Consider the following 25,060-nt stretch of genomic DNA (forward strand, 5'->3'; position numbering starts at 1 on the left):
GAGCGCTCCCATAGACGGCTAAGAGTACGAAACGGGAAACCCGGTGGGGGTATGTGGAGGTCAGCCGGCGATGCGCGCGGCGTCGGCGCGCTCGTGGAACGACCGCCGGTACGTGGTCGGTGACACCCCGACGATCCGGGCGAAGTGCGCGCGCAGGCTGACCGCTCCGCCGAACCCGCACGTGTCCGCGATCCAGCCGATGGGCCGGTCGCTGGTCTCCAGGAACTGCTGAGCCCGCCGCACGCGTTGCTGCAACAACCAGCGCAGCGGCGACATCCCGAGCGACTCGGCGAACCGGCGCTCGACGGTGCGCACGCTGACGTTGGCCCGCGCGGCCAGGTCCGCGTTGGACAGCGGCAGGTGCAGGTGCTCGTCGGCCCAGGCCAGCAGTGCGGCGAGCCAGTCCTCGCGGATCGCCGGTGCGGCCGGGCGGTGGTACTGGGACTGCCCGCCGTCCCGGTGCGGCGGAGTGACCAGGACGCGGGCCAGTTCGGCGGCCACCGCGGCACCGTGGTCGACCCGCACCACGTGCAGGCAGGCGTCGATCCCCGCGACCGTCCCCGCGGAGGTGATCACGTTGGCGTCCTCGACGTAGAGCACGGTCGGGTCGACTCGAACGGAGGGATAGCGGCTGCTCAGCTCGTCCGCGTGCAGCCAGTGGGTGGTGGCCCGGCGCCCGTCGAGCACCCCGGCCGCGGCCAGGACGAAGGCGCCGGAACAGATCGACAGGATGCGGATGCCGCGTTCGTGGGCCTCCCGGACCACCTCCACCAACTCCGCGGGCGGTGCGTCGTGCACGTTCTCGCAGGCCGGGACGACGAGGGTGTCCGTCGCGTCGAGGTCCCACCCGGCGTCGGCGTCGGCGAGGGTGAACCCCGGGCTCAGCCGCACCGGCCCGGGCCCGACCGGCACGACCGGCACGACCGGCACGACCGGCACGACCGAGAACCGGTACCACGGATCGGCCAGGTGCGGCCGGTCCACGCCGAAGACCTGGCACGGGACCGCCGCCTCGAAGATCGGCATGCAGTCCGTGACCGCCATGACGACGCGATGGGCACGCATGACGCGAACCTAGCGCACGGTGACGCCCCGCCCGCTGTTCTCCCACACCCCTGACCAGCAAACTCATCCCCATCACCCCCCCGCACGATCCCAAGATCAACGTCGCATTTGGGAATGGGTGTCGGAGAGCGTGCGGGATCGAAGGACGATGGAGGAGAAGTGATGGAGAAGCCGGTGATCGCGGTGTTCGGCGCGTACGGGCACACGGCCCGGTTCGTGACGGCGGAGCTGCTCGAACGCGGGTGGACGCCCGTCCTGTCCGGGCGCGACGCGGCGAAGCTGGCCGAGGTCGCGGGAGACCTGGAGTGGCGGGTCGCCTCGGCCGACGACCCCGCCTCGCTGGACCGCGCGCTGGCGGGTGCCGACGCGGTGGTCAACTGCGCCGGGCCGTTCGCGGAGACCGCGCCACCGCTGATCGAGGCCGCCCTGCGCGCGGGGATCCACTACCTCGACGTCACCGGCGAGACACTGGTCGCGATCGACACTTTCACCACCTACCGCGAGGACCCCAGGGTCAAGGAGGCGGGCATCGTCGTGGCGCCGGTGATGGCGTTCTACGGCGCGCTGGGCGATCTGCTCGCCACCTCCGCGATGGGTGACTGGACGAGCGCCGACGAGATCTCGGTCGCGGTCGCCCTCGACAGCTGGCACCCGACCCGCGGCACCCTGCTGGCCGGTGCGCGCCGGGCCGGGCGGCGAGTCGTCTTCTCCGACAACCACCTGCGGGTCGTCCCCGGTGACGTGCCGCAGCCGAAGTCGATGTGGACGTTCCCCGCGCCGTTCGGGACCCAGGAGGTCGTGGGGGAGTTCTCCACCACCGACGTGATCACCATCGCCCAGCACCTGGACACGCCGCGGCTCAACACCTTCCTGAACACCGCGCCGTTGAAGGACCTCGGCGCGCCGTCGCCGGAAGGACCGCGAGCCGCCGACGCGAGCGGTCGCTCCGCTCAGGTATTCGTCGTCGAGGTCGTCGTGCGGCGCGGCGACGAGGAGCGGCGGGTGTCCGCGCGCGGGCGCGACATTTACGCCTTCACCGCGCCGATCGTGGTCGAGGCCGCATCGCGGATCTTGTCCGGCGACGCCAAGGCGACCGGTACGGTCACCGCGGGGGAGCTTTTCGACGCCGAGGACTTCCTGCGCTCGCTGCCGCTGGAGGATCTCTCGCTAGGGGGATGACGAACATTCGCGTGGTCGACCAACCGGGGTTCGCCCGGTTCTGGGCCGCCGACACCGTGTCGCTGGTCGGCACGTACGTGACCACGCTGGCCCTTCAGGTGCTCGCCGTCGTGCACCTGAAGGCATCCGCCACCGAACTCGGCGTTCTCGGTGCCGCGCGCTGGGTTCCGTACCTGCTGTTCGGCCTGGTCGCCGGTGTGCTGGTGGACCGGCGTCGCCGCCGTCCGCTCCTGGTCGGCACGGATCTCGCCCGAGCGGTGGTGCTCGGGCTGATCCCGTTGCTGAGCTGGGTGGGTCTGCTCGACATGCCGACGCTCGTCGCGCTGGTGACCGTGTTCGGGGCGCTGTCGCTGGTCTACGACGCGGCGCACCAGTCGTTCCTGCCGCAGCTGGTCCCGACCGCGCTGCTCACCACCGCCAACGCGCGGATGGAGCAGACTCGGGCGGTCGCTCAAACCGTCGGACCGATGATCGCCGGTTGGCTGGTCAAAGTGGTCAGCGCCCCGGTGGCGATCGTCGTCGACGCCGTCTCCTACCTCGTTTCCGGGCTTGTGCTCGCCACGGTGCGCACCCGGGAACGGCTCGAACCCGTGGAGTCGCGCAATCTTCGCCGCGAGCTGTGGGAGGGGGTGTCGTGGGTGTACCGGCACCCGACGCTCTCCCCGCTCACGGTCACCTCCCACGTGTGGTTCGTGTGCACCGGCATGGTCGGCACCGTCTCGACGTTCTTCGTGCTCGGCGAACTCGGCTTCGACGCGGCCGCGCTCGGTGTCACCTACGCGGTGGGAGGCGTCGGCGGTGTCCTCGGTGCCTCGCTGTCCGACCGCGCGGGCCGGTGGCTGGGCGTCGCCCCCGTCCTCGTCATCGGCCGCTGGCTCACCCCGGTGGCCTACGCGCTGATCCCGTTGGCGACCAACGGAACCACCGGCCTCCTGCTGCTCTGCGCCGCGCAGTTCCTCTTCGGGTTCTCCCTCGGCCTGGACGGGCCGGTCGAGATGGGCTACCGGCAGACCGTGATCCCGGACCGCCTGCTGGGCAGGGCGAACGCGACGATGCGCTCGCTGAACCGGGGCATGATCGTGATCGGCGCGCCGCTGGGCGGTGTGCTGGCCGACAGCCTGGGGAACCGGGCCGCGCTGTGGATCGCCGTCGTCGGCCTGGTGGGTCAGGCGGCAGCCTTCTCCCGCACGGTCAACCGTCCACAGTGGAAATACGATTGACCGCGTCAGCGGTTCGCGCGCTCGACGGAGCGTCGGATGAGGCCGCGCAGCCCGGGGAGCCGGATGGCGCGGATCATCAGGTCGTTCGCGAACACGTGGGCCTTGGTCGGCGGCGCGAACTGGATCATTCCCTTGCGCGCCAACGCCTGCCGTTTGGCAACTTCGGGGCGGAGCTGTGCCTCCCAGCCAGCCAGCGCTGTTGTCACGTCGTGTTCCTCCAAGGCGGCGCCGAGCTGGTCGGCTCCGGTGAGCGCGAGCGCCGCGCCGTAGCCCGCGAACAACGTGACGCACCAGGCGGCGTCGCCGAGCAACACGACCCGGCCCCGGCTCCAGGTGTCCATCGCGACCTGGCTGACCGAGTCGAAGTACGCGGCGCTCGGGTCGGCCGCCACTTGGCGAAGCGCGTCGGGCACACCCCCGCCCAGATCCCCGAAAGCGCCGGAGAGGGCCTGCGCGGGTCCCTTCGCCAGCTCCGCGGGATCGGTGCTGCGATAGGTGAAGAACGCGCATGAGCGCCCGGGGCCGAGGTTCATCACCGCCGCGGTGCGTCCCGGGCCGATGAACGTGGTGCCCGCACCTTCCGGGACGTCCCGCGGAACCCGGTCGAGCGGGAACGCCCCCACCAGGTGGTGCATGTCCACGCGGAACTCCGATTCCGGGCCGAACACGACCTCACGGACGCCGGAGTGCAGGCCATCGGCGCCGACGAGGAGATCGGCTCGCCCGGAGGTGCCATCGCTGAGCCCGACCTCGACCCCGTCTGCGTCCTGGGTGACGGTGCGAACGGTCGTGCCGAACCGGATCTCGACGAGCTCGTGCACCGCCTCGTACAGCACGGACTCCAGGTCACCGCGGAACACGGTGAGCGCCCGCGACCCCACTGCCGCCTGCGCGAGCTCGGCGGGCACCGTGAACTTCCGCCGTCCGTCCGCCTTCACCAGGATCGACGTGAACATCCCCAGGTCTCGCGGGACGAGCGCGGGCAGCAGGCCCAGGCGCTCCGCGGCGTCGTAGCCGTGTCCGACCAGGTTCACCAGGTAGCCGCTGCTGCGGCGGGCCGGGGCGCGCTCGACCACGAGCACCTGCCAGCCGGACCGGTGCAACCGCAGTGCGGTGGCCAATCCGGCGATCCCGGCTCCCACGACGACCGCTCGACTGTCCGTCACTGTCGCTCCTCAGGTATGAACGTGCGTTCAAACTGAGTATGAACACGTGCTCATACTGCGCGCAAGTCCCGTAGACTCGGCGCGTGCCCAGAGGTGTCGCCATCCCGGAGGTCCGGCAGCAGCTGTTCGCCGCCGTGGAGCGGGTGATCGCTCGGGACGGGCCGGGCAAGCTCAGCGGCCGGTCCGTCACGGCCGAAGCCGGGGTCGCGACCGGACTGCTGCACGCGCACTTCGCCGACCTCGACGGCTTCCTGGCCGCCTACGCCGTCGACCGCGCCTTCCTGGTCTCCGCCGGAGCCGGGGCGCTGGCCGACCGCGCCGGAACGGGCGGCGTCGTGGAGAACCTGTGTGACGCGATCACCGCGACACCGCTGCACGCCGTCGGCACATTGGCCAAACTCCTTGTCGCACGGCCGGAACTGGCCGAACGCGTGCACGCCGTGCTCGGCGACGAGACAGCCGGTCTCGACGCCGTCGAGCGCTCCGTCGCCGCCTACCTCGCGGCCGAGCAGCGGCTGGGCCGGGTCGCCGCGACCGCCGAGCCGGAAGCGGTGGCCCTCGCCATCGTCGGCGCGTTCCACCACCTCGTGCTCACCGGCGAAGCGGACGTGCGCGCGCGGCTCCAGTCGGTGATCGTCGCGCTCGTCGGCTACAAGAGGTCGAACACGTTGGGCAGGCCCAAGCCGTAGTTCACGCCGTCCTGGATCTTGAGGAGCTCGAACTCCGGCGGCCGGTACAGCGTCTGGACCTCGCACCGCGGCTTCGCCGAACCCGCCGCGTCGAGCAGGGCGTTCACGGCCTCCCGCGCCGCCTCGTTCGCGCCCTCCATGGTGGCCAGGTCGATGTCGTTGCGCACGTAGTCCGCGGCGAGGAAGTAGTTGGGAATCCTCGTCTTCGCGGTGGGACGGTTGGCCCACGTGCCGACCGGGTGGACCAGCAGGGGTTCGTCGTTCCTGGTGCCGCCGGGGGAGCCGATGTCGGTGATCGCCGGGTCGAGGTGCCACTTGTCCGGCACGGCGGCCGGGAGCACCGGCCGCCCGGTGTCGTTGAGGCTCGCCTTCATCTGCGCCCAGACCTCCTGGACGATCTCCTCGCGGGTGCACTTGTTGGTGGGCTTGCCGAAGAGGATGCCGGGCTTGGTCCACTCGGAGATGTCCGCCGACAGGCAGTCCTTGGTGGTGCCGTCGCCGTAGTCGCGGGCGAAGTCCCGCCCGGCCCAGAACCTGGCCTGGCACACCGAGGTGATCGACCACGGCGTGTCGATGTAGTTGGCGTGCCCGAGGATGTCCGCGCCGCGCGAGGGCAGGTAGAACTGCAACCCGTTCATCCAGTCGGTGCGCAGGTTGCGGGCCCTGGCCAGTTGCGGGTCCGCGGCCAGCATCTGCGGACTCCACAGCCGCACCGCGCGCTCGATGGGCACCGCGCAGACGAACCAGTCGGCGGCGACCTGGCGGAGAGCGCCCTGTCGGTCGCGGATGCCCGCCGTGGCGATGCGGCCGTCGCGGTACTCCAGTCCCTCCACCGTCGAGCCGACTTCGAACCGGACGCCGAGACCGCTCAGGTGGCGCACCCACGGATCGATCCACGCCTCGTTGGTGGGGGCGTTGAGCGCCCAGCCCAAAGCGCCGCCGAGGGGACCGCCCTGCCGCCCCATGACGGTGTAGAGGATCGCCTCCATCATCCGGCCGATGGTGTTCGTGCTGGCCTGTTCCGCTTTGGTGGCAACGACATTGCGGGTGACGCCGATCGCCAGCAGCCGCCGGAACTCCTCGGACTGCTGGTTGGCGCGCACGTAGTCCCACCACGCCGTGCGCTCCCACTGCCCGGCGCGGCGCGCGTTGCAGCTGGTGAGGTACACCAGGACGCGGTTGGCGAAGAACGCGGCCTCGTGCGCGGGCAGGTGCAGGACCGTTTCCAGGAAGCCGCGCGCCGCGCGCAGCAGCGTCTCCGGGTTGAGCACCGGGATGTCCAGGCGCGTGGGGGCGAGGATGTCCTCCCGTCCGCCGCTGCGGGCGAGCAGCAACGTGGAGAACGGAACGAGGTTGTCGAAGGTGCCGTTCTTGTTGCCGGGGAACGGGATTCGTCGCATCGTGTCCGGCAGGTTCTTGTAGAACCCGCCGAAGAAGCGGAAGCCGTGCTCGCCCGGCAGGTCCGCCCGGCCACCGGTTCCGGTGCCGGGAACGGGAATGCTCCGCGCCTTGCCGCCGAGCGCCTTGCGTTCGTAGACGGTCACGGCGAACCCGCGCTCGGCGAGCTCGTGCGCGGCGGACAGTCCGGCGACCCCGCCGCCGAGCACGGCCACGGTGGCTCCGGCCGCCGAGGCGGTCGGGGTGAGCCCGAGCCCGGCCAGGCTCGCGCCGCTGATCAGCAGTCGTCGGCGGGACAGGACGGATCGCGTCGGTTCCCCGGTCACCGAAACCCCCTCCAGGCAGACGGTGAGCCCCACCGATCTTGACGGCGGCACCCCCGGCAGGGATAGCGCCGTTCGGGCCCTCGCGCCACTTGGCATATATCGGAGGCCGATATATAGTCCTCGACCATGAGCAGGTTGGAACGGCGTTACCGCAGGATGCTCGCGGTCCTGCCGCGGTGGTACCGGGCGGAGCGCGAGGAAGAGATGGTCGCGGCGTTCCTGGAGGACGTGGACCGGGACCCGGACGCGGACGTGCGGCTCAACTTCGGCTGGCCGGGCTGGGGTGAGTTCGGCAGCCTGCTCGCGTTGTCGGCGCGCACGCGCTGGCCCGGCACGACCGGCAGCCCGCGCGCGTTGGTCAAGGGGCAGGTCGTCCGCCTCATCGCGCTGATGGGGATGGTGGTCCTCTCGGGGGTGGCGCTGGTGCACCGGCTGTTGGAGCTCTTCCCGGAACTGTTCGGTTTCCGGCACGAGCACGCGAACGCGGTGACCGCGGCTCCGCGGGGATTCGACTGGTTCGACCTCGTCTGGCTGGCCTACCACGGCGCGGCACTGCTCTGCTTCGTCGCGTTGCTCCACGGCGCGTACCGGGTGGCGAAGGTGGCAGCGGCCATGGTGCTGCTGTTCCTGGCCGGGATGGCTGTCGAGCTGGTGCTGTCGCCGGACGCCTCCGGGGTCCTGTACTCGCTGGTGTACACCCTGAACTGCTTCCTGTACCTGCTGTGCGTTTTCGCCGGGTTCCACTCCGATGCGCCGCCGATGCGGGCACGGTGGTGGCTGGGGGCGTTGGTCGTCTACGTCGTGTCGGTGATCGGCATGACGTGGACGCCCGACGTGATCAACCACGTGGCCATGATGCTCGTGGCGGTGGCCTTCGTCGTCGGCTACCACCTGAAGTGGTGGCGGGCGTCCGCCTCGGCGTTGCTCGCCGGAGCGGTCTTCGTCGCGACGATCGTGGCCGAGCGGATCGCTTTCGTCGTCTACGACCTCAGCGGCGAGATGGAACCGGTCATCGGAACGGGGCTCGCCATCACCGAGGACGTCGGGCTCGTGGTGCTGGTGGTGTGGCTGTGGGTTCAGGCGGTGAAGCTGCTGCCCCCGCGGTCGGCGGTGAAGTCCTCGATCGCGGCGAGCCAGCCCTCTGGCTGATCGACGTGCGCCATGTGCCCGGCCTCGTCGAGGACCACGGCACGGGCGGAGGGGATCAGCGCCGCGGCCCGCTCGGCCAGGGCCGCCGGGAAGACCATGTCCTGGCGGCCCTGCACGAGCAGCACCGGGATGTCCAGCGCTGCCAGGCGTTTCGCGGCGTCCTCGCACCGGGGTGAGGGCAACGTGCCCGCCCGCCACGGCCGCAGCCACTCCGCGGAGAACCGCACCGCCTCCAGGCGTCGCAGGTAACCGGGCAGGGCCTCCGGCCGCCACACGTTCGCGGGCGCTCCGGCCACGGCCGCGGCCCTGGTCAGCTCCGGGCCGGACAGCTCCGGATCCGACCACACCGCGGCTTCGGCGGCCATGCGCTCTTCTCGCTCCGGCCAGCGGGAGAAGGCGTCGGCCGGGACCGGCAGGACGGAGCTGGAAGCGATGATCAGCCGCCGCACCCGGTCCGGCGCGGCCAGCGCAAGGCGTTGGGCGATCAAGCCGCCGTAGGAGAACCCGAGCACGTCGGCCCGTGCGACGCCGAGCGCGTCCAGCAACGCGACCAGGTCGGCCACGACGGCGTCCGGGGTGTACTGGCCGTCGTCCAGCCCGCTGCTGGACCGGCCGCATCCGCGCAGGTCCGGCATGATCAGCCGAGACCTCCCGGCCAGCTCCGCCAAGGGATCGCGCAGGTAGCTGTGGTCCCAGTCGGGGCCGCCGTGGACCACCAGCAACGCGCGGTCGGCGGGGCCCTCGGTCCGCGCGACGAACAGCGCCACATCGGGATCGGTGGCGACCCGCACGACATCCTCGGAGAACACGCGCCCAGTCTTCCATGATCACGATCTTCGCCACGCGGTCTTGCCCCGCCGGAGGCGGAGACGCTTCACTGGCAGGCATGCGACGATCCCGCCTGCCGATCCCGGCGGCGTTCGGCTTCCCGCTCGGCGCGGCGCTCGCACTGATCGTGACCAGCGTCCTCATCGCCATCGGAGCGGCGCCGCTGTCGTTCATCGCGATGGTCGTCGTCGTGGACAGCATCGCCGTGCTGTCCACCTACCGGGCAGCCCTGCCGACCGTGGCCGTCTGCTGGGCGTTGCACAGCACCTTCATGATCGGCGAGTACGGGGTGCTCACCATCAGCCCCGAGACCGGCAACAACGCGCTCGTGCTGACCCTGTGCGCCATCACCGCACTGGCGTTCGCGTCGACCTTGCGTCCGAACCACAAGCTCCTGCACCGGCGTTGGTATCACCCGCGGGCTTGGCGGATTCCCGAGCAGCGCACCAGATCGAGGTGGTAGCGGTCGTAGTCCTCGAAGCTCGCCACACGGCCGAAACCGAGGCGCGGCAGGACGGCGACGCCATCGGAGGGCTCGAAGGATGTGGAACCGTGATCTACGACGAGATCGGCACGGGATACGCGCTGGGACGGCGCACCGACCCGCGGTGGATGAAGGCCATCGTCGCAGCGCTCGGCGACGCGCGGTCGATCGTCGACGTGGGCGCGGGCACGGGCTCCTACGAGCCCGCTGGTCGAACGGTGCTCGCCGTCGAGCCCTCCGGCGAAATGATTCGCCAACGACCACACGGCGCCGCTCCCGCCGTTCGCGCGGTGGCCGAGGCTTTGCCGATCGGCGACAACACTTTCGACGCCGCGCTGGCTGTGCTGACCGTCCACCACTGGACCGACTGGCGGCGCGGGCTCGCCGAACTGCGACGAACTGCGCCGCGTCGAGTCGTCCTCGCCTATGACACGCAGTTGCACGCCGAGTTCTGGTTTGTCCGGGAGTACGTGCCGGAAATCGCCGATCTGGAACTCGGCAGGCCCTCGGCACCCGACATCGCGAACGAACTGGGCGCGGACAGCGTCACGCCCCTGCCGCTGCCCTGGGACTTCACCGACGGGGTTTTCCCCGCTTACTGGCGCCGCCCGGCCGCCTACCTCGATCCGCGCGTCCGCCGCTCCTGCTCGGCACTCGCGCAGACAGACCCCGATGCCGTCGAACGGGGTGTCCGCAGACTGCGCGAAGACCTCGAAACCGGCCGCTGGCACGACAATCACCGAGATCTCCTCGAACTCGGCCACTGGGACGCGGGCTTCCGCCTCATATGCTCGGGAGCATGCTGATTCGTCGGATGTCGCGGATGTTCGTGGCCGTGGCCGTGGCCCTCGCGGTCTCCCTCCTCGGGAGCCTCACGAGTACGGCGGCGGAAGCGTTTCCCGGGCGCCAGCTGCTGTTCTACAACCACGCCTACGGGGTGTTCGACCGCGAGACCGCCGACGCGGTCGAGCATTCGGCGTACCTGCGGACCTTCGCGAACTTCCAGGTCCGCACGACCACCGGCGCGGGCGGGTCGAAGTGGACCGGGCGGTACCTGATGGGCCGGGAGACCTACCTCGAAGTCTTCGGCGTCGGCGACCTGCCCGGCCAGGACGGGACCATCGGGCGCGCCGGGCTCGCCGTCTCGGCCGAGCGCGCCGGGGATCTGCCGACCGTGCTGAATCGCTTGCGGGATCAGGGAATCACCGATCCGGTGGTGTTCAGGCAGACCCGGGACTTCGGCGACGGCGTGCCGATGCCGTGGTTCGACGGCGTCTTCACCAGCGCCCAGTACGACGCCTTCGGCGCCTGGGGGATGGAGTACCGGCCGGAGTACTTCGCCGACCCGCGGAGCAAGACCGAACCGGCCGCGTTCCCCGGCGACGTCGGCCGGGAGCGCTACCTCTCCGACGACTACGCGAAGCACCTGATGCGCGACGTGACCGGCGTCCGGATCGCGATCACCGAACGCGACCTCGCCAACACCGTTCCGCTGCTGCGGGCCGGAGGGTTCGTCCCGCACCCCGTCGCGGGCGGCGGCATCGTCGCGCAGCGTGGCGGGACCACGATCCGGCTGGAGGTCGCCGCACGGGAGGAGGTGGGTTTGCGGCAGGTCGAGATGTCGCTCAACCGCGCCGTGGCGCATCGCCACGAGGAGCGGCTCGGCCGGTCCACGCTCGTGGTCGGGCCCGGCCCGCGTGCCGTCTGGGCGTTCGACCCCAGGCGGTGACCGGCCTCGTGTGGCCCTCCCGCACACTCATGTTGTTCACTCTGTGCGCACGGTTGGACGGGGACGGAGTTGGCGGATGGGCGACACCCGAAGCTCGGGGATGCGGTTGCGCGTGCTGGAGACGATCACCGACAGCGCGCTCAGGGAGCTCGAGCTGGAGAAGTTGTTCGAGGTGCTGCTGTCGCGGGTGCGCGAACTGTTCGAGGTCGACACCGTCACGGTCCTGCTGGTGGACCACAGCGGTGAACAGCTGGTGGCGCGGGCGACCTGCGGCCTGGAGGAGGAGGTCTTCCAGGGCGTCCGGGTCCGGGTCGGCACGGGTTTCGCCGGCCGGGTCGCCGAGCGCCGGGAGGCGGTGCTGATCGAGCACGTCGACGAGTCCACGGTGGTCAACCCGCTGCTGTGGGAGCGGGGCCTGCGGGTCCTGCTGGGCGTGCCGATGGTGGCCCACCAGGGCGATCTGACCGGCGTCCTGCACGTCGGCAGCATGGTGCCCCGCCACTTCAGCGAGGAGGAGATCAGCCTGCTCCAGCTCGTCGCGGACCGGCTCGCGATGGCGGCGCACGCGTACCGCTCGCGGTCGGAACAGGCCGCCGCGGCGATGCTCCAGGACAGCCTCCTGCCCGCGCGCCTGCCCGACTTCGAGGGCTGGCAGCTGGCCGCGCGCTACGTCCCCGGCGCCGGCAGCGGCGTCGGCGGTGACTGGTACGACGTGTTCAGCCTGCCGGACGGGCGCATCGGGCTGGTGATCGGCGACGTGGTCGGCAGCGGGTTGGCCGCCGCGATCGTGATGGGACGCCTGCGCAGCGCGCTGCGCGCCTATGCCCTGGAGTTCGGCGACCCGGCGCTGGTGCTGGGCAAGCTCGACCGCAAGGCCAGCCACTTCGAGGACCGCACCATGGCCACGGTCACCTACGCGATCATCGATCCGGTGGCCGGGCGGGTGGAGCTGGCCCTCGCCGGTCACCTGCCCCCCGTTCTCGCCGAACCCGGGGAGGAGACCAGGTTCGTCAAGGCCAGGGTCGGTCCGCCGGTCGGCTACAACCTGGCGGTCACCGGCCGCGAGAACGCCGTGGTCGACGTGCCGCCCGGCGGGCTGCTCTCGCTGTACACCGACGGGCTGGTGGAGCGGCGCGGGCAGGACCTGGACAGCCGCCTGGAGCTGCTGCGCGGCGTCGTGTCCCCGGCCCCGGCGGAGACGACCTGCGTCCGGATCATGGCGGCGCTGGTGGGGGATCAGCCCTCCAGCGACGACATCGCGGTACTGGTCATCCGCCGCGACCCTCCGGCCGCCGCAACCTAGAGAGCCCCGTTTCGTACTCATAACGGGAAAAAGAGCGCTCCCAAATCCCGGCAAGAGTACGAAACGGAAGATCTCTAGCCACCTCAGCACAGGATGGGGGTGGTGCGCGTGGACGAGGCGGCGGCGCTTATCCCGTTTCGTACTCATAGCGGGCTTTGAGCGCTGCCGAACCCGTTATGAGTACGAAACGGGGTCCGGGACCACTAGGGGACGAGTCGGTGGAAGACGTCGGCGAACCCGTCGTCGACGTGCACCTCGATCGTCTGCTCGTCTTCGTCGTGCTTGGTCAGCTGCTGGAACACGCCGTCGTGCCACCAGTAGACGTACGGGGTGATGGGACCGACCTCGTCGGCGAAACCGTTGAGCGCCATGCTCGCCATCGTGTTGAGCGACACGATGATGCTCTCGTCGCGCGGCACGTGGTACAGCAGCTGGTTGCGGAACGGCATCGCGACGAGCACTCCGTTCGGCAGCTCGCGCTCGCCGGTCGTGCGCTGGACGACCTCGTCGAGGACGAGCGCGGTGGAAGCCAGGTACACCGAGCCCATCAGGACCTGGACGCCCTCGTACTCCGTGTGCTCATCGGGGACCACGCGGCGCAGGTTGCGCAGGCCCGCCTCGCGCAGGACCTCCAGGCCGTGCCGCCGGACGTGGTCGTCGTTGAACGTCGACACGGTGTCCGGCAGGTCCAGCGCCAGCAGCTCCCGCACACCGGGGAAGGGCTCGCGGCCGTAGCTCAGCCAGTCCACGGGCGGTAACCCGGCGGCGTCGTAGAGCCGGAGGTAGGTGCGGTCCAGCAGGTCCTCGGTGGGCACGTCGAACTTGTCCGGCCCGCGCATCGCGGCCTGCATGGTCGAGAGGTGGCGCTCGACCACCCCGGGCCAGTCCTTCACGGGGAGGTCGCTCACGCTGCGGGACAACGAATCCAGGCCGTACTCGTTGTCGTCGGAGTCCACCACGTGATCGGCGTGGACCGTCACGTCGCGCCCGGCTCGGCTCATGGTGCTCTTCACCAGAACGCGGAGCATCCGCGCCTGGTTCACCGTCAACGCGGGCAGGGCCTGGTCTCTGTCGTTGTTCCTCAGCACCCAGTGACCCTAAGTCGCTCGTTGTCCGCACACGGTCGTTTCGGCCACAGCCGGAGTGTCAGCTGAACTCGGCGAGCGGGGCCTCGGTGAGCGCCCGGCCCAGAATCCGCAGTCCCTCGGCCAGTTCCTCCTCCGTGCTCGTGAGCGGCGGCGCGATGCGGAAGACCCCGCCCATGCCCGGCAGCTGGACGACGTTCATGTGCAGCCCCAGCTCGAGGCAGCGGCGCGTCACCCAGCTGCCCAGCGCGTCGGAGCCCCGCTTGGTCTCGCGGTCCACGACCAGCTCGATGCCTTGGAGCAGGCCGCGTCCCCGGACATCGCCGACGATCTCGTGCTCGGCGTGCAACTTCTCCAAGCCCTCGCGCAGCTGGACACCGGAAGTCCGGACCCGGGTCGGCATGTCCTCGCGCTCCAGGACGTCGAGGACGGTGTTGCCAACGGCCGCGACCAGCGGATCGGAGACATGGGTGGTGTAGAAGAGAAAACCGCGTTCGTGCGCGCGTTCCTCGATCTCCGCGCTGGTGATCACCGCGGCCAGCGGCAGGCCCGCGCCGAGCGTCTTCGACAGCGTGAGGATGTCCGGCACGACACCGGAGGACTCGAAGGCGTACCAGTCCCCGGTGCGGCACAGGCCGGTCTGCGCCTCGTCGAGGATGAGCAGCATCTCCCGTTCGCGGCACTTGGCGTGCAGCGCCGCCAGGTAGCCCTCCGGCGGGACGATCAGGCCGCCGGAGCTGATGATCGGCTCCACGATGCACGCCGCGAGGCTGCCGACGGACTGGGCGTCGACGAGGTCGAAGGCGAACTCGAGCTGCCGCCGCCAGTCCAGCTCCCCGTCGGCGGTGGTGAAGTCCGGGCGGTAGGGGTTGGGCGTGGGGATCGCGATGTTGCCCGGCACGGCGGGGCCGTAGCCGTGGCGGCTCGCGCTGTAGGTGGCGTTCACCGCCGCCTGGGTCATGCCGTGCCAGGACCGGCTGAACGAGACGATCTCGAACTTCCCCGTCACCAGCTTGGCGAGGCGGATCGCGGCCTCGTTGGACTCCGCGCCCGTCGAGAGCAGCAGAACCTTCTCCAAAGGGTCCGGCAGCGTCGCGGCCAGGCGCCGGGAGAGGTCGACCACCGGGCGGGAGAGCATGCCGCTGTAGAGGTGGTCGAGCTTCGCGACGCCCTCGCGCACCGTGGCCACGATGTCGGGGTGGCCGTGACCGAGGATCGAGCTCATCTGCCCGGAGGTGAAGTCCAGGACGCGCCGCCCGTCCTCGGTGATCACGTGGCTGCCCTCGGCCCGGTCGATGATCTCCGGGGTGAAGCCGCCGCCGTAGCGGAGGACGTGACGGTCCACATCCGCCCAGAAGTCGTTAGCCATGCGGCCAAACTAGGTCGGGCCGACCGTGCGGGTCCATCGATGATTTATGCTCAGCCTGTTCGGAAGAGCCGATCAATCCGGAGTCTGGCGTGCTCAGTCCGTGGCGCCTGCGCCTGCTGGTCCAGCTGGAGAGCCTGGGCACCGTCCGCGCCGTCGCCGAGGCGCTGGCGATGAGCCCGTCCTCGGTGTCCCAGCAACTGTCCGTGTTGCAACAGGAAGCACGCGCGACCCTGCTGGAGCACCACGGGCGGCGGGTGACCCTGACACCGGCCGGGCTGCGCCTCGCCGCGCACGCGCGGGAGATCCTGCGCGCGATCGAGGCGGCCGAGACGGATCTGACCGAGCGGCGCACCGAACCGGTCGGCGAGGTGCGGGTCGCGGCCTTCTCCAGCGCCCTGCGGGCGGTCGTCCTGCCCGTCGCGGCCGAGCTGGGCCGGACGCACCCGCGGCTGCGGATCACGGTGACCGAGCTGGAACCGCACGACAGCCTGCGGATGCTCCGCCGAGGGGAGGTCGACCTCGCCGTGGTCTACGACTTCGCGGACGGCTGGCTCCCCGTCGACCCGCAGGTCCGGTATGTGCCGTTGGGTAGCGACCCGGTCGTTCTCGTTCTCCCACAAGGACATCCGCATGCCGAGGAGGACGCACCGGAGCTGGGTGGGATGGAGTCGGGTGGGATCGAGCTGGGCGCGATGGCGGGGGAGCGGTGGGCGATGGACCGGCCCACGTGCTACCTGTCGGACCTCGTGCTGCGGCGCTGCCGCCAGGCCGGGTTCGAACCGGAGATCGCCGGGCACTACGGCAGCTATCCGTTGCTGCTCGACCACGTCCGGCTCGGGCTGGCCGTCGCCGCCCTTCCGGCGCTGGCCGTGGACGCGCGCGACGGGGTGGTGGTCCGGCCGATCGTGCCCAGCCTGACCAGGATCATCCGGGCCGCACTGCCCGCCGGTCCGGTGCCGGCCGCTGCGGTCGAACTCGTTCTGGAGCGGCTCCGCGCCCACGGCGTCTGAGGACGATCACGGGTCTCGTTTGGGGTCCCCCTTGTCTCCCGGCCCCGGCTTCTTGCCGCCGCCGTCACCGCCGCCGCCCTTGCCGCCGTTGTCCGGGGGGTGCTTCGGCTTCCTGTCCTTGGGCGGTGGCTCCGGTTGGGGGTGCGGTACGACAAGCACATCGCGGGTGGTCGGCACCGGTGCCTGCCCGGTGGTCGGAGTGCCTGGCGGTACCGGCTGGCCGGGTTGGGTGGTCCGGGTGATCGGCACCGCCGGTGGTGGTCGCGGCACCGTCGTTGTCGTGGGCTCGGCGGGCTTGCCGTTCTCCGAGCGCGGAGAGGTGGAGTCCAGCACGGTCGACGGGAAGAGCAGCACCGCCGCGGCCACCGCCGCTCCGCCTGCCACCAGGTAGGCGGGCCGGACGCGGGCGCGGCGACGTCGGCCGATCGGTTCGGTGATCGGCTCGGGAGCGGCGGCCGGCGCGATCGTGATCTTGGGGCTGCCGCCCGCCGCGGCTTCTCGCAGCAGCTCCGCGCAGGTGGCCCCCGCGGGCCGCTGCGCGGGGTGTTCGGCGAGCATCGCCTTGAGGACTCTGGCCACAGCGTCGGGGATCGCGTCCGGCACGAACGGGGCGCGGTTGAGCTTGGCGACGGCCGCGGCCGACTCGGGCCCGTCGAACTCCACGTGCCCGGTCAACGCCTCCAGCAGCACCAGCCCGAGCGCGTAGACGTCCGCCGCGGCCGTCGCCTCCGCGCTCTGGATCTGCTCGGGGGCGGTGTAGGCGATCGTGCCCATGAACTGGCCGCCCCTGGTCAGCCGCCGGGCGCCCGAGGGCAGCGCGACGCCGAAGTCGGCGAGGTAGGGGATCTCGCCCCGGCCGAGCAGGATGTTCGAGGGCTTGATGTCGCGGTGCACGACGCCGCTGGCGTGGACGTGGGCGAGGGCGTCGGCGACGACCGCGCCGACCTCGCACACCCAGGTGGCCTCCAGGGCGCCCCAGTCGAGCTTGTCCGCGAGCGTCTTGCCCTCGATCAGCCGCATCACCAGGTAGTCCCGGCCGTTGTCGGTGCCCGCGTCGTAGACCGTGACGAGGTTCGGGTGGTGCAGCCCCGCCGACAGCTGGCACTCGGCCAGGAACCGCGCGCGGTCCACCGACCCCGAGCCGCCGCGGAAGATCTTCACCGCGACGTCCCGGCCCAGGATGGTGTCGACGGCGCGGAAGACGTCCGCCATACCGCCCTGGCCGAGCAGCACGCCGAGCTCGTACCGGCCGTCCAGCGTGGTCAACGACATGAAAACGATGATGCCCTCGCCTCCGCCGCGCGAAACCCACTTTGCCGGTCCACTTTCCTGGCCCGTTCGGACCAATCGCCGTCGCCGGGCTGATTTCTTCGATGTACGTGTTCCCCCTGCCTCGCGGCAGCAGCACAGTGGGTCGCTGTGCGAGCTCTCCTCATGATCGCCGTCGTCCTCGTCAGCACCGCGACCGCCGTCGGTCCCGTCGCCGCCGCGCCAGCACCGGCTCCACCAGGCGCGACGCGGCTCGCGACGCCGCCGATGGGGTGGAACCACTGGAACCACTTCCGCTGCCGCATCGACGAGAAGATCGTGCGGGAGACCGCGGACGCCATGGTGCGCACGGGCCTGCGCGACGCCGGATACCGCTATGTCAACGTCGACGACTGCTGGGAGGCCGAGAGCCGGGACGCCGCAGGTCGGCTGCGGGCGCATCCGGTGACTTTTCCCGGCGGTATCAAGGCGTTGGCCGACTACGTGCACGAACGCGGCCTCAGGTTCGGCATCTACACCGCCGCGGGCGACAAGACCTGCGAGGGGCGGCCGGGCAGCGGCGGGCACTACGCCCGGGATGCCGCCACGTTCGCGGAGTGGGGCGTGGACTACGTGAAGCTGGACTGGTGCGGCGCCAAGGGCGATCCGCACCGGCTGACCTCCGAGTTCCGCGCGGCGCTCGACGCGACGGGTCGATCGGTCACTCTCGCGGTCTCGCGGCACGGCGCGCCGTGGCGGTGGCCGGACCGGCCCGCCGACCTGTGGCGGACCTCCGCCGACATCGACGACAACTGGCACTCCGTGCTGCGCAACGCCCAGGAGCAGGCCGGGCTCTCCGGGGCGGCCGGTGCCGGGCGCGGGTGGAACGACCCGGACATGCTCCAGGTCGGCAACGGCGGCATGAGCGCGGAGGAGTACCGCGCCCACTTCAGCCTCTGGGCGATCACCGGGGCGCCGCTGTTGATGGGCAACGACATCCGCTCGATCGACAAGGCGACGCTGGACGTCCTCGGCAACCGCGAGGTGATCGCGGTGGACCAGGACGCGCTCGGCCGCCCGGGAGATCGGCTGCGCGGCGACGGCACCCGCGAGGTGTGGGCGCGCGGGCTGGCGGGCGGCGATGTCGCGGTGGCGCTGTTCAACCGCGGTCCGTACACGACGGAGATCCGGACGAGCGCGGCGGAACTCGGTCTGCCGTTCGCCCATCGGTACGCGGTGCGGGATCTGTGGCTGCATGGCCCCAGCATGACCCGGGGTGAGATCGCGGCAAGCGTTCCGCCGCACGGGGTGGCCCTGCTACGCGTGTCGGCAGGTGCGGCCGGACTCGAGGAGAGGGTCACCCTGTCCGGTGATGCGTCGTTCGTCGAACCCGGCAAGAAGACTGTCGTTCGAGTGAATCTGCGCGGTGGAACGACATTCGGTGTGCGAGCACCGGAGGGCTGGCTCGTCCGCAAGACCGGTGTGGCGCGCTTCGAGATCACCGCGCCCGCGAATTCGGTTGCTGGCAAGGAAAGTCTTACGCTGTCGGCGAAACACCGGGGCCGGTGGATCACCGTCGCGCACACCGTGGTGATCGCGCCGCCCCCGCCGCGAGGCGTCCTGGCGCTCTCCGACCATCCCAGGGTGGAGGCCGAAAACGGCTGGTACCTGCCGATGAAGGTGAACCGCTCGTTCGGCCCGGACGACTTCTGCGCGGACTGCCCGGGTGGCCCGTTGTCCTTGGCGGGCAAGCGATTTGACAAGGGGCTGGGTACGTACGCATCCTCGCAGGCGAGCTACTACCTCGGCGGGATGTGCCGGAGCTTCGCCGCGACGGTCGGCGTCGACGACGAAGTGCTCGGCATGACGTGGCCCCGCCCGCACAACGCGGTCGGCACGGCCGCGTTCTCCATCTACGCGGACGGGCGCCGGGTGTACGACAGCGGAATCCGGACAGTCGGCGGGCCGCCGGGCGAGGTCGACCTGGACGTCCGCGGCGTGCGGGAACTGAGGCTGGTGAACCACAGCGCGGGCGACGGAAACTTCGCCGACCACGCTGACTGGGCGGGCATGCGCGTGGAATGCGCGAACTGAGAGGAGGCCGGACATGCGGGTGTTCTGCGCACTGCTGCTGGTGCTCGGGCTGGTCTCCGTCGCCCCGCGGGCAGCCGCGGCGCCGGTGCCGGAACTGCTGCCCGCGCCGCAGTCGATCACCTCGGACGGCGCCGCGCTGCCGTTGCCGCGCGTGGTCTCGCTGATCGCGGCTCCCGGCGCCGACCCGACCGAGGTCGAACAGGTGCTGCGGGCGGCGGGAGTGCGGGAGATTCGGCGCGGTGGCCGGGCGCCGTTGACGGTGTGGCTGGGCGGAATCGGGGCGACCGAGGAGCTGCGGCGGATCGGTGTCGCCGGTCCGGAAGGGCTCGCGACCGGGGGATACGTGGTCGCGTCCCGCCCCGGCAGGCTCGTCCTGTCCGGTGTGGACGGTGAGGGCGGGCGCAACGCGGCGCAGACGCTGCGCGGCCTGCTGGCAGGGCGGGGGTGGCTGCCGTCCGTCACCGTCCGGGACTGGCCCGCGATGTCGTGGCGCGGCGTGGTGGAAGGCTTTTACGGTCCACCGTGGACGGTGGAGGACCGGTTGCGGCAGATTGACCTCGCCGCCTCGCGCAAGATGAACGTCTATGTCTACGCGCCGAAGGACGACCCCTACCACCGCGAGCGGTGGCGGGAGCCCTATCCGGCGGCCAAGCTCGCCGAACTCGGCCGGGTGATCGACCGGTCCCGCGCGCGCCACGTGGACTTCCTGTTCTCGATCTCCCCGGGTGAGGACGTCTGCCACTCGGCGCCCGCCGAGCTGACGGCGCTGGTCAGCAAGGCACAAGCATTGTGGGACAAGGGAACCCGTGATTTCGCGCTGTTCTTCGACGATATCACCGGGCAGCTGCGCTGCGCCGAGGACCGGGCCCGCTTCGGCGCCGACCCCGCGCCGCTCGCCGCCGCCCAGGCCCACCTGCTGACCGAGTTCGGCAAGGCGTTCCCCGACGCCGCGCGGCTGGTCACGGTGCCCACGGAGTACACCGGCACGGCGGGCTCGGTCTACCAGCGGCGCTTCGGTGAACTCGTCCCGGCTCGGGCGCAGGTGTTCTGGACGGGACCACAGGTGGTGTCGCCGAAGGTGAGCACCGCGGACGCGACCAAGGCGCGGGCGGTGTTCGGCCGCGATCTGCTGCTGTGGGACAACTACCCGGTCAACGACTTCGAGCCGCGGGCGTTGTTCCTCGGCCCGTTGTCCGGTCGGGACGGCGGCCTGCCGGCCGGGGGAGTCGTCGGCCTCACCGCCAACCCGATGCCCGAGGCGGAACCCTCGGGGATCGCGCTCGCGACCGCGGCCGACTACGCCTGGAACCCGGTGGGGTACCGGCCGGACCGCTCCTGGGCGATCGCGCTGCGCGAGATCGGCGGCAAGGCGGCCGACGCGCTGCGGGTGTTCGCCGACGCCGCGTACGGCTCGGAGCTCAACCCCACCGAGGCGCCGGAGCTGACCAGGCGGATCGACGCGTTCTGGGCGGAGCACGCCCGAGGCACGCCGGGTCCGGCGACCAAGGCGCTCATCGAGCGGTTCACCGCGATGGCCGCCGCGCCGGACGTCCTTCGGGAACGCATGGGCAATCCGGGTTTCGTGCGCCAGGCCGAACCGTGGCTGACGAAGCTGCGCTCCTACGGACTCACCGGCGCGGCCGCCGTCGCCGGTCTGGCGGCGGAGCTGCGCGGAGACGTCACCGAGGCGTGGCGCCACCGGGTGGCGGCGGACCGGGCGGCGGAGGCGATCAGCGCCAACCCCGCCCTGCTGGCAACGGAGGTGATACGCCCGTTCCTCGACCGCACGCGACAGGCCAGCGGTCTGGTCCGGCTGGAGGCAGCCGGGTCGACCCTCACCGCGACCGTGCGCGCACCCGTCGCCAAGGTCGAGTTCTGGGCGGCGGACAGGCTGATCGGTCACGCCGACAAGGCGCCGTACCGGTTCGAGTGGCGTGACGCCCCTACCGCGCGCCACGTCCTGACCGCACGCGCGATCGCGGCCAACGGCGAGGCGATCACCTCCGTGCCGGTCCGGCTCACCGTGGGCGCGCCCGCCCCCGCGCTGCTCGTGGTCGGTCAGCCCGGCGCCGACGCGGCCGTCGCCGACCGGCTCGAACGGCTCGGCCATCCCGTTGTGGTGAAGCAGGCCGCGGCGACGACATCGGCCGACGCCGAGGGCAAGGCGCTGGTGGTGATCTCCTCGACCGTGGCCTCCGGCGAGGTGAACACGAAGTTCCGCGACGTGGCCGTTCCCGTGCTGACGTGGGAGGCGTTCGTCCTCGACGATCTCGGGATGGCGCAGGACACCGGCGAGACCTGGCGCACCGAGCGCATCGGCGTCACCGATCCGGGTTCACCCCTGGCCGCCGGGCTGACCGGAGAGCCCACTGTCTACAAAGGACCCAATCGCGTGCGGTGGGGAGCACCTGCCCCCACTGCGGTGCGCGCCGCGCACAAGGTGGGCGAACCACACCGGGCCACGATCTTCGGCTATCCGGCCGGGGCTCCGATGCTCGGCATGAAGGCACCCGCGGCCCGGGTCGGACTGTTCCTGAGCGACGACGGGCTCGACCCCGATGTGATCAGCGCGGACGGGCTGAAGCTCTTCGACGCCGCCGTGCGCTGGCTGGTCCCGCCCTGACGCCTCGCGAGATCTCCAGGACCGCCTTGCCGTGCAGGCGGCGTTCGACCAGGGCCGCCACCGCGTCGTCGACGTCCTTCCAGCTGCCGCGCCAGGTGACCTGCGGGTCGAGTGCGCCCGTGTGGACCTGGTCGGCGAGCCAGGTCATGTCCGGGCCGAGGCCGGGGCAGTCGAGCAGGAAGAAGGTGACGATCGTCCGCTCGTGGGCGCCCATGCCTTCGAGGGCGTTGAGCGGGAAGTGCTCGGGCTGGCCGGAGGAGCGGCCGATGGCGACGAGCGTGCCGTGCTCTGCGAGGTGGGCGTGCGCCTGGACGAGATGGGGGCCGCCGACCATGTCCAGCACTCCGTGCACCGGGGCCTGGAGTTCTTCGGGGCCCGCGATGACCTCGTGCGCGCCGAGGGCGTGCAGGCTTTCGCCGTGCCGGGCCGGATCGCTGGTGGTGGCGATGACGTGGGCGCCACCACGCCGGGCGAGCTGGACGGCGTAGCGGCCGACCCCGCCGGTCGCGCCGGTGATCAGCACGCGGCGGCCGAGGAGCGGCCCCACGCGGTGCAGGCCGCGGAGCGCGCTGAGGCCCGCGACGGGGATGGTGCTCATCGCCCCGTGATCGGCATCGGTGGGGAGGACACCGATCAGCGCGGTGTCCACGGCGCGCAGCTCGGCCCACGCGCCCGCCATGGCGAGCGTGACGACGGGGGTGCCCACGGGCGGGCCGGAGCCGTCCGCCGCCTGTTCGATCACGCCGGTCGCGTCCCAGCCGAGGACGGCGCCGTCCTCGGCCTCGGCGATGAGGAACTTGACCTCGCCGGAGTTCAGCGAGGTGGCGGTGACGCGGACCAGCGCCTCGTTCGGCGCGGGGACGGGATCGGGGGCCGCGCCGAGGCGGAGGCCGGTGGGGGTGGAGTGGTCGACGACCAACGCGTGCACGAGAACCTCCAGAAAGTGCCACTGAGTGGCAAAAGCGTATCAGCGGCTTTTGGCGCGCCGCTACACTCGGGCCGATGAGCACCGCCGACGCCCGCCTGCCGCTGCGTGAGCGCAAGAAGCAGCGCACCCGCGAAGCCCTGATCGCGGCCGCGCTGCGGCTCTTCGACGAACAGGGCTTCGCGGCGACGACGCTGGACCAGCTCTGCGACTCGGTCGAGGTCTCCAAACGAACGTTCTTCCGCACCTTCACCAGCAAGGAGGACGTGGCCACGGCCCCGCTGCACGACCTGTGGACGCTCTTCCTGGAGGAGCTGGGCGGGCTGGAGCCGACGGGCGAGACGCTGATGGAGTTCCTGCACGGCGCCCTGGCGGCCGCGCTGCGCCGGATGACCGATCCGCGCTGGCCGGAGCACGCGCTGCTCTCCCAGCGCCTCGGCGACGGGAACCCCTCGATCGAGGCGCACTGCCTCTACTTCTGCGACAGCACCACGACGACGGCGGCCTCGATCCTGCGCGAGCGCCTCGCCCTTCCGGATGATCTTCCCGTCCTGCTCGCGCTCGACCTCCTCGTCGCGGCCTTCCACCGCGCGCGCGACAGGTGGGGCGGCGCGCCGGGACCGGCCACCCGTGACGGCCTCGCCGCCTGCCTGGCCGAAGCCGTCGCCGCGCTGCCCGTCGCCTTCAACACCAAAGCTACCTCGATTGCCATCTAAATAGACATCTGTCAATGTAGACACATGTCGAAGCAGGTGGACAAGTGCTCCACGTCGCTGGCGCGCGAGCCGTTGACCGAGGACCGCGCGGGTGAGTTGGCGCGGACGTTCAAGGCGTTGGCGGACCCGGTTCGGCTGCGGTTGCTGTCGTTGATCGCCTCGCACGAGGGCGGCGAGGCGTGCGTGTGCGACCTGGGGGACGCTTTCGAGCTGACCGGGCCGACGATCTCCCACCACCTGAAGGTGTTGCGCGAGGCCGGGTTGGTGACCAGCGAGCGGCGCGGTACGTGGATCTACTACCGCGCGTCGATCGAAGTGCTGGCGCGGTTGTCGGCCGTACTGGTGCCCGGCGAGGACCGGGCGGCATGAGCACGACCACGGAGTCCGTTCCGGCCGCGGGCGTGGCCGGGAAGCTGTCGGCGCTGGACCGGTTTCTGCCCGTGTGGATCGGCGCGGCGATGGTCGCCGGTCTGCTGGCCGGGCGGTGGGTTCCCGGGCTGGACAACGGGTTGAACGCGGTGACGGTGGACGGGATCTCGCTGCCGATCGCGATCGGCCTGTTGGTGATGATGTACCCGGTGCTGGCCAAGGTCCGCTACGACCGGCTGGACACCGTCACCCGGGACCGGCGGCTGCTGTGGTCCTCGCTGGCGCTGAACTGGGTGCTCGGCCCGGCGCTGATGTTCGGGCTCGCGTGGGCGCTGCTGCCGGACCTGCCCGCCTACCGGACCGGGTTGATCATCGTCGGGCTTGCCCGCTGCATCGCCATGGTGATCATCTGGAATGACCTGGCGTGCGGGGACCGGGAGGCCGCGGCGGTGCTGGTCGCACTGAACTCGGTGTTCCAGGTGCTGGCCTTCGGCCTGCTGGGCTGGTTCTACCTGGCGGTGCTGCCCGGCTGGCTCGGGTTGCCGCAGGGCGGCCTGGCGGTGTCGGGGTGGCAGATCGCCAAGAGCGTGCTGATCTTCCTCGGCATCCCGTTGCTGGCCGGGTACCTGACGCGCCGTCTGGGGGAGAAGGCCAGGGGTCGCGACTGGTACGAGACGAGGTTCCTGCCGAAGGTGGGACCGGTCGCGCTGTACGGGCTGCTGTTCACCATCGTGGTGCTCTTCGCCTTGCAGGGCGAGCAGATCACCAGCCGCCCATGGGACGTCGTCCGGATCGCGGTGCCGCTACTGGCCTACTTCGCGTTGATGTGGGCCGGTTCCTACGCCCTCGGCGCGGCACTGGGCCTGGGTTATGAGCGCACCACGACACTGGCGTTCACCGCGGCGGGCAACAACTTCGAGCTCGCGATCGCGGTTGCCATCGCGACCTTCGGCGCCACCAGCGGCGAAGCCCTGGCGGGGGTGGTCGGTCCGCTGATCGAGGTGCCGGTGCTCGTCGGCCTGGTCTACGTCTCCCTGGCGCTGCGCCGCCGCTTCACCGTCGTGTCTCGCTGACAACCGAGGAGT

The 25,060-nt window shown here is 71.2% G+C and carries 22 protein-coding genes; 14 read left to right on the forward strand and 8 right to left on the reverse strand.

All coding sequences use genetic code 11. The features are described 5' to 3' along the window. Positions 1–60: 60 nt before the first annotated feature. Positions 61–1,065 carry a helix-turn-helix domain-containing protein gene (locus NLX83_RS28095; protein ID WP_254238209.1) on the reverse strand — a complete coding sequence of 335 codons (1,005 nt, stop codon included), beginning with the start codon at positions 1,063–1,065 and terminating at the stop codon, positions 61–63. Positions 1,066–1,227: 162 nt separating this feature from the next. Between NLX83_RS28095 and NLX83_RS28100 the strand changes: the two genes are divergently transcribed. Together NLX83_RS28100 and NLX83_RS28105 are read left to right on the forward strand one after the other, a co-directional pair. Then, positions 1,228–2,244, forward strand: coding sequence for a saccharopine dehydrogenase family protein (locus tag NLX83_RS28100; RefSeq protein ID WP_254238210.1), 1,017 nt, complete (start codon positions 1,228–1,230; stop codon positions 2,242–2,244). Then, positions 2,241–3,464 (forward strand): MFS transporter, encoded by a 1,224-nt coding sequence (locus tag NLX83_RS28105; RefSeq protein ID WP_254238211.1) that lies wholly within the window; start codon positions 2,241–2,243, stop codon positions 3,462–3,464. The genes NLX83_RS28100 and NLX83_RS28105 overlap by 4 nt, the downstream gene beginning before the upstream one ends. Before the next feature lie 5 nt (positions 3,465–3,469). Here the strand turns inward: NLX83_RS28105 and NLX83_RS28110 are convergent, their stop codons facing one another. Beyond that, positions 3,470–4,630: an FAD-dependent oxidoreductase gene (locus NLX83_RS28110; RefSeq protein ID WP_254238212.1), complete on the reverse strand. Its 1,161-nt coding sequence runs from the start codon at positions 4,628–4,630 to the stop codon at positions 3,470–3,472. Positions 4,631–4,713: 83 nt separating this feature from the next. On the opposite strand from NLX83_RS28110, the gene NLX83_RS28115 reads away from it, so the two are divergent. Continuing rightward, the gene (locus NLX83_RS28115) at positions 4,714–5,319 is read left to right on the forward strand and encodes a TetR/AcrR family transcriptional regulator (RefSeq protein ID WP_254238213.1); all 606 of its coding nucleotides are present in this window, start codon (positions 4,714–4,716) and stop codon (positions 5,317–5,319) included. On the opposite strand, the gene NLX83_RS28120 is transcribed toward NLX83_RS28115, so the two are convergent. Then, entirely contained in the window at positions 5,280–7,043 is a 1,764-nt protein-coding gene (locus NLX83_RS28120; RefSeq protein ID WP_254238214.1) for a hydroxysqualene dehydroxylase, read from the reverse strand. The two genes, NLX83_RS28115 and NLX83_RS28120, sit on opposite strands and share 40 nt — an antisense overlap. Positions 7,044–7,169: 126 nt before the next feature. Here NLX83_RS28120 and NLX83_RS28125 point away from each other — a divergent pair, with 126 nt between their 5' ends. Further along, a complete protein-coding gene (locus tag NLX83_RS28125; protein ID WP_254238215.1) occupies positions 7,170–8,192 on the forward strand; it encodes a hypothetical protein in 1,023 nt (340 codons plus the stop codon). Here NLX83_RS28125 and NLX83_RS28130 read toward each other — a convergent pair. Further along, complete coding sequence (locus NLX83_RS28130; protein WP_254238216.1) at positions 8,120–9,001, reverse strand: alpha/beta fold hydrolase; 882 nt, start codon at positions 8,999–9,001, stop codon at positions 8,120–8,122. The two genes, NLX83_RS28125 and NLX83_RS28130, sit on opposite strands and share 73 nt — an antisense overlap. A 77-nt stretch (positions 9,002–9,078) precedes the next feature. On the opposite strand from NLX83_RS28130, the gene NLX83_RS28135 reads away from it, so the two are divergent. From NLX83_RS28135 to NLX83_RS28150, 4 genes are all read left to right on the forward strand, one after another. Then, positions 9,079–9,483, forward strand: coding sequence for a hypothetical protein (locus tag NLX83_RS28135; RefSeq protein ID WP_254238217.1), 405 nt, complete (start codon positions 9,079–9,081; stop codon positions 9,481–9,483). Positions 9,484–9,632: 149 nt separating this feature from the next. Continuing rightward, positions 9,633–10,310: a methyltransferase domain-containing protein gene (locus NLX83_RS28140; RefSeq protein WP_254238342.1), complete on the forward strand. Its 678-nt coding sequence runs from the start codon at positions 9,633–9,635 to the stop codon at positions 10,308–10,310. Next, positions 10,304–11,233, forward strand: coding sequence for a DUF5829 family protein (locus NLX83_RS28145; protein WP_254238218.1), 930 nt, complete (start codon positions 10,304–10,306; stop codon positions 11,231–11,233). Before NLX83_RS28140 ends, NLX83_RS28145 begins: the two co-directional genes overlap by 7 nt. A 76-nt stretch (positions 11,234–11,309) precedes the next feature. After that, positions 11,310–12,536 (forward strand): PP2C family protein-serine/threonine phosphatase, encoded by a 1,227-nt coding sequence (locus NLX83_RS28150; protein WP_254238219.1) that lies wholly within the window; start codon positions 11,310–11,312, stop codon positions 12,534–12,536. 203 nt (positions 12,537–12,739) lie between these two features. On the opposite strand, the gene NLX83_RS28155 is transcribed toward NLX83_RS28150, so the two are convergent. Together NLX83_RS28155 and NLX83_RS28160 are read right to left on the reverse strand one after the other, a co-directional pair. Then, positions 12,740–13,624 (reverse strand): hypothetical protein, encoded by an 885-nt coding sequence (locus tag NLX83_RS28155; RefSeq protein WP_254238220.1) that lies wholly within the window; start codon positions 13,622–13,624, stop codon positions 12,740–12,742. A gap of 58 nt (positions 13,625–13,682) precedes the next feature. Continuing rightward, entirely contained in the window at positions 13,683–14,990 is a 1,308-nt protein-coding gene (locus NLX83_RS28160) for an aspartate aminotransferase family protein (RefSeq protein WP_254238221.1), read from the reverse strand. A gap of 89 nt (positions 14,991–15,079) precedes the next feature. Between NLX83_RS28160 and NLX83_RS28165 the strand changes: the two genes are divergently transcribed. After that, entirely contained in the window at positions 15,080–16,000 is a 921-nt protein-coding gene (locus tag NLX83_RS28165; protein ID WP_254238222.1) for a LysR substrate-binding domain-containing protein, read from the forward strand. A 6-nt stretch (positions 16,001–16,006) separates the two neighbouring features. Here NLX83_RS28165 and NLX83_RS28170 read toward each other — a convergent pair whose 3' ends face one another. Then, on the reverse strand, positions 16,007–17,272 hold the full coding sequence (locus tag NLX83_RS28170) for a serine/threonine-protein kinase (protein ID WP_254238223.1): 1,266 nt from the start codon (positions 17,270–17,272) through the stop codon (positions 16,007–16,009). Positions 17,273–17,419: 147 nt separating this feature from the next. Here NLX83_RS28170 and NLX83_RS28175 point away from each other — a divergent pair, with 147 nt between their 5' ends. After that, complete coding sequence (locus tag NLX83_RS28175) at positions 17,420–19,342, forward strand: NPCBM/NEW2 domain-containing protein (protein WP_254238224.1); 1,923 nt, start codon at positions 17,420–17,422, stop codon at positions 19,340–19,342. 13 nt (positions 19,343–19,355) lie between these two features. Next, entirely contained in the window at positions 19,356–21,965 is a 2,610-nt protein-coding gene (locus NLX83_RS28180) for a beta-N-acetylglucosaminidase domain-containing protein (RefSeq protein WP_254238225.1), read from the forward strand. Here NLX83_RS28180 and NLX83_RS28185 read toward each other — a convergent pair. Beyond that, a complete protein-coding gene (locus tag NLX83_RS28185) occupies positions 21,907–22,893 on the reverse strand; it encodes a zinc-binding dehydrogenase (RefSeq protein ID WP_254238226.1) in 987 nt (328 codons plus the stop codon). The genes NLX83_RS28180 and NLX83_RS28185 overlap by 59 nt on opposite strands. Before the next feature lie 74 nt (positions 22,894–22,967). Between NLX83_RS28185 and NLX83_RS28190 the strand changes: the two genes are divergently transcribed. The 3 genes from NLX83_RS28190 to arsB are packed head-to-tail and all read left to right on the forward strand — an operon-like array spanning position 22,968 to position 25,048. Beyond that, positions 22,968–23,606, forward strand: coding sequence for a TetR/AcrR family transcriptional regulator (locus NLX83_RS28190; protein WP_254238227.1), 639 nt, complete (start codon positions 22,968–22,970; stop codon positions 23,604–23,606). 24 nt (positions 23,607–23,630) lie between these two features. Then, the gene (locus NLX83_RS28195; RefSeq protein ID WP_254238228.1) at positions 23,631–23,975 is read left to right on the forward strand and encodes an ArsR/SmtB family transcription factor; all 345 of its coding nucleotides are present in this window, start codon (positions 23,631–23,633) and stop codon (positions 23,973–23,975) included. Beyond that, positions 23,972–25,048, forward strand: coding sequence for an ACR3 family arsenite efflux transporter (arsB, locus tag NLX83_RS28200; protein WP_254238229.1), 1,077 nt, complete (start codon positions 23,972–23,974; stop codon positions 25,046–25,048). The genes NLX83_RS28195 and arsB overlap by 4 nt, the downstream gene beginning before the upstream one ends. Positions 25,049–25,060 lie beyond the last annotated feature (12 nt).

Origin of the sequence: Allokutzneria sp. A3M-2-11 16, from assembly GCF_024213555.1 — a bacterium.
Classification (GTDB): Bacteria; Actinomycetota; Actinomycetes; order Mycobacteriales; family Pseudonocardiaceae; genus Allokutzneria.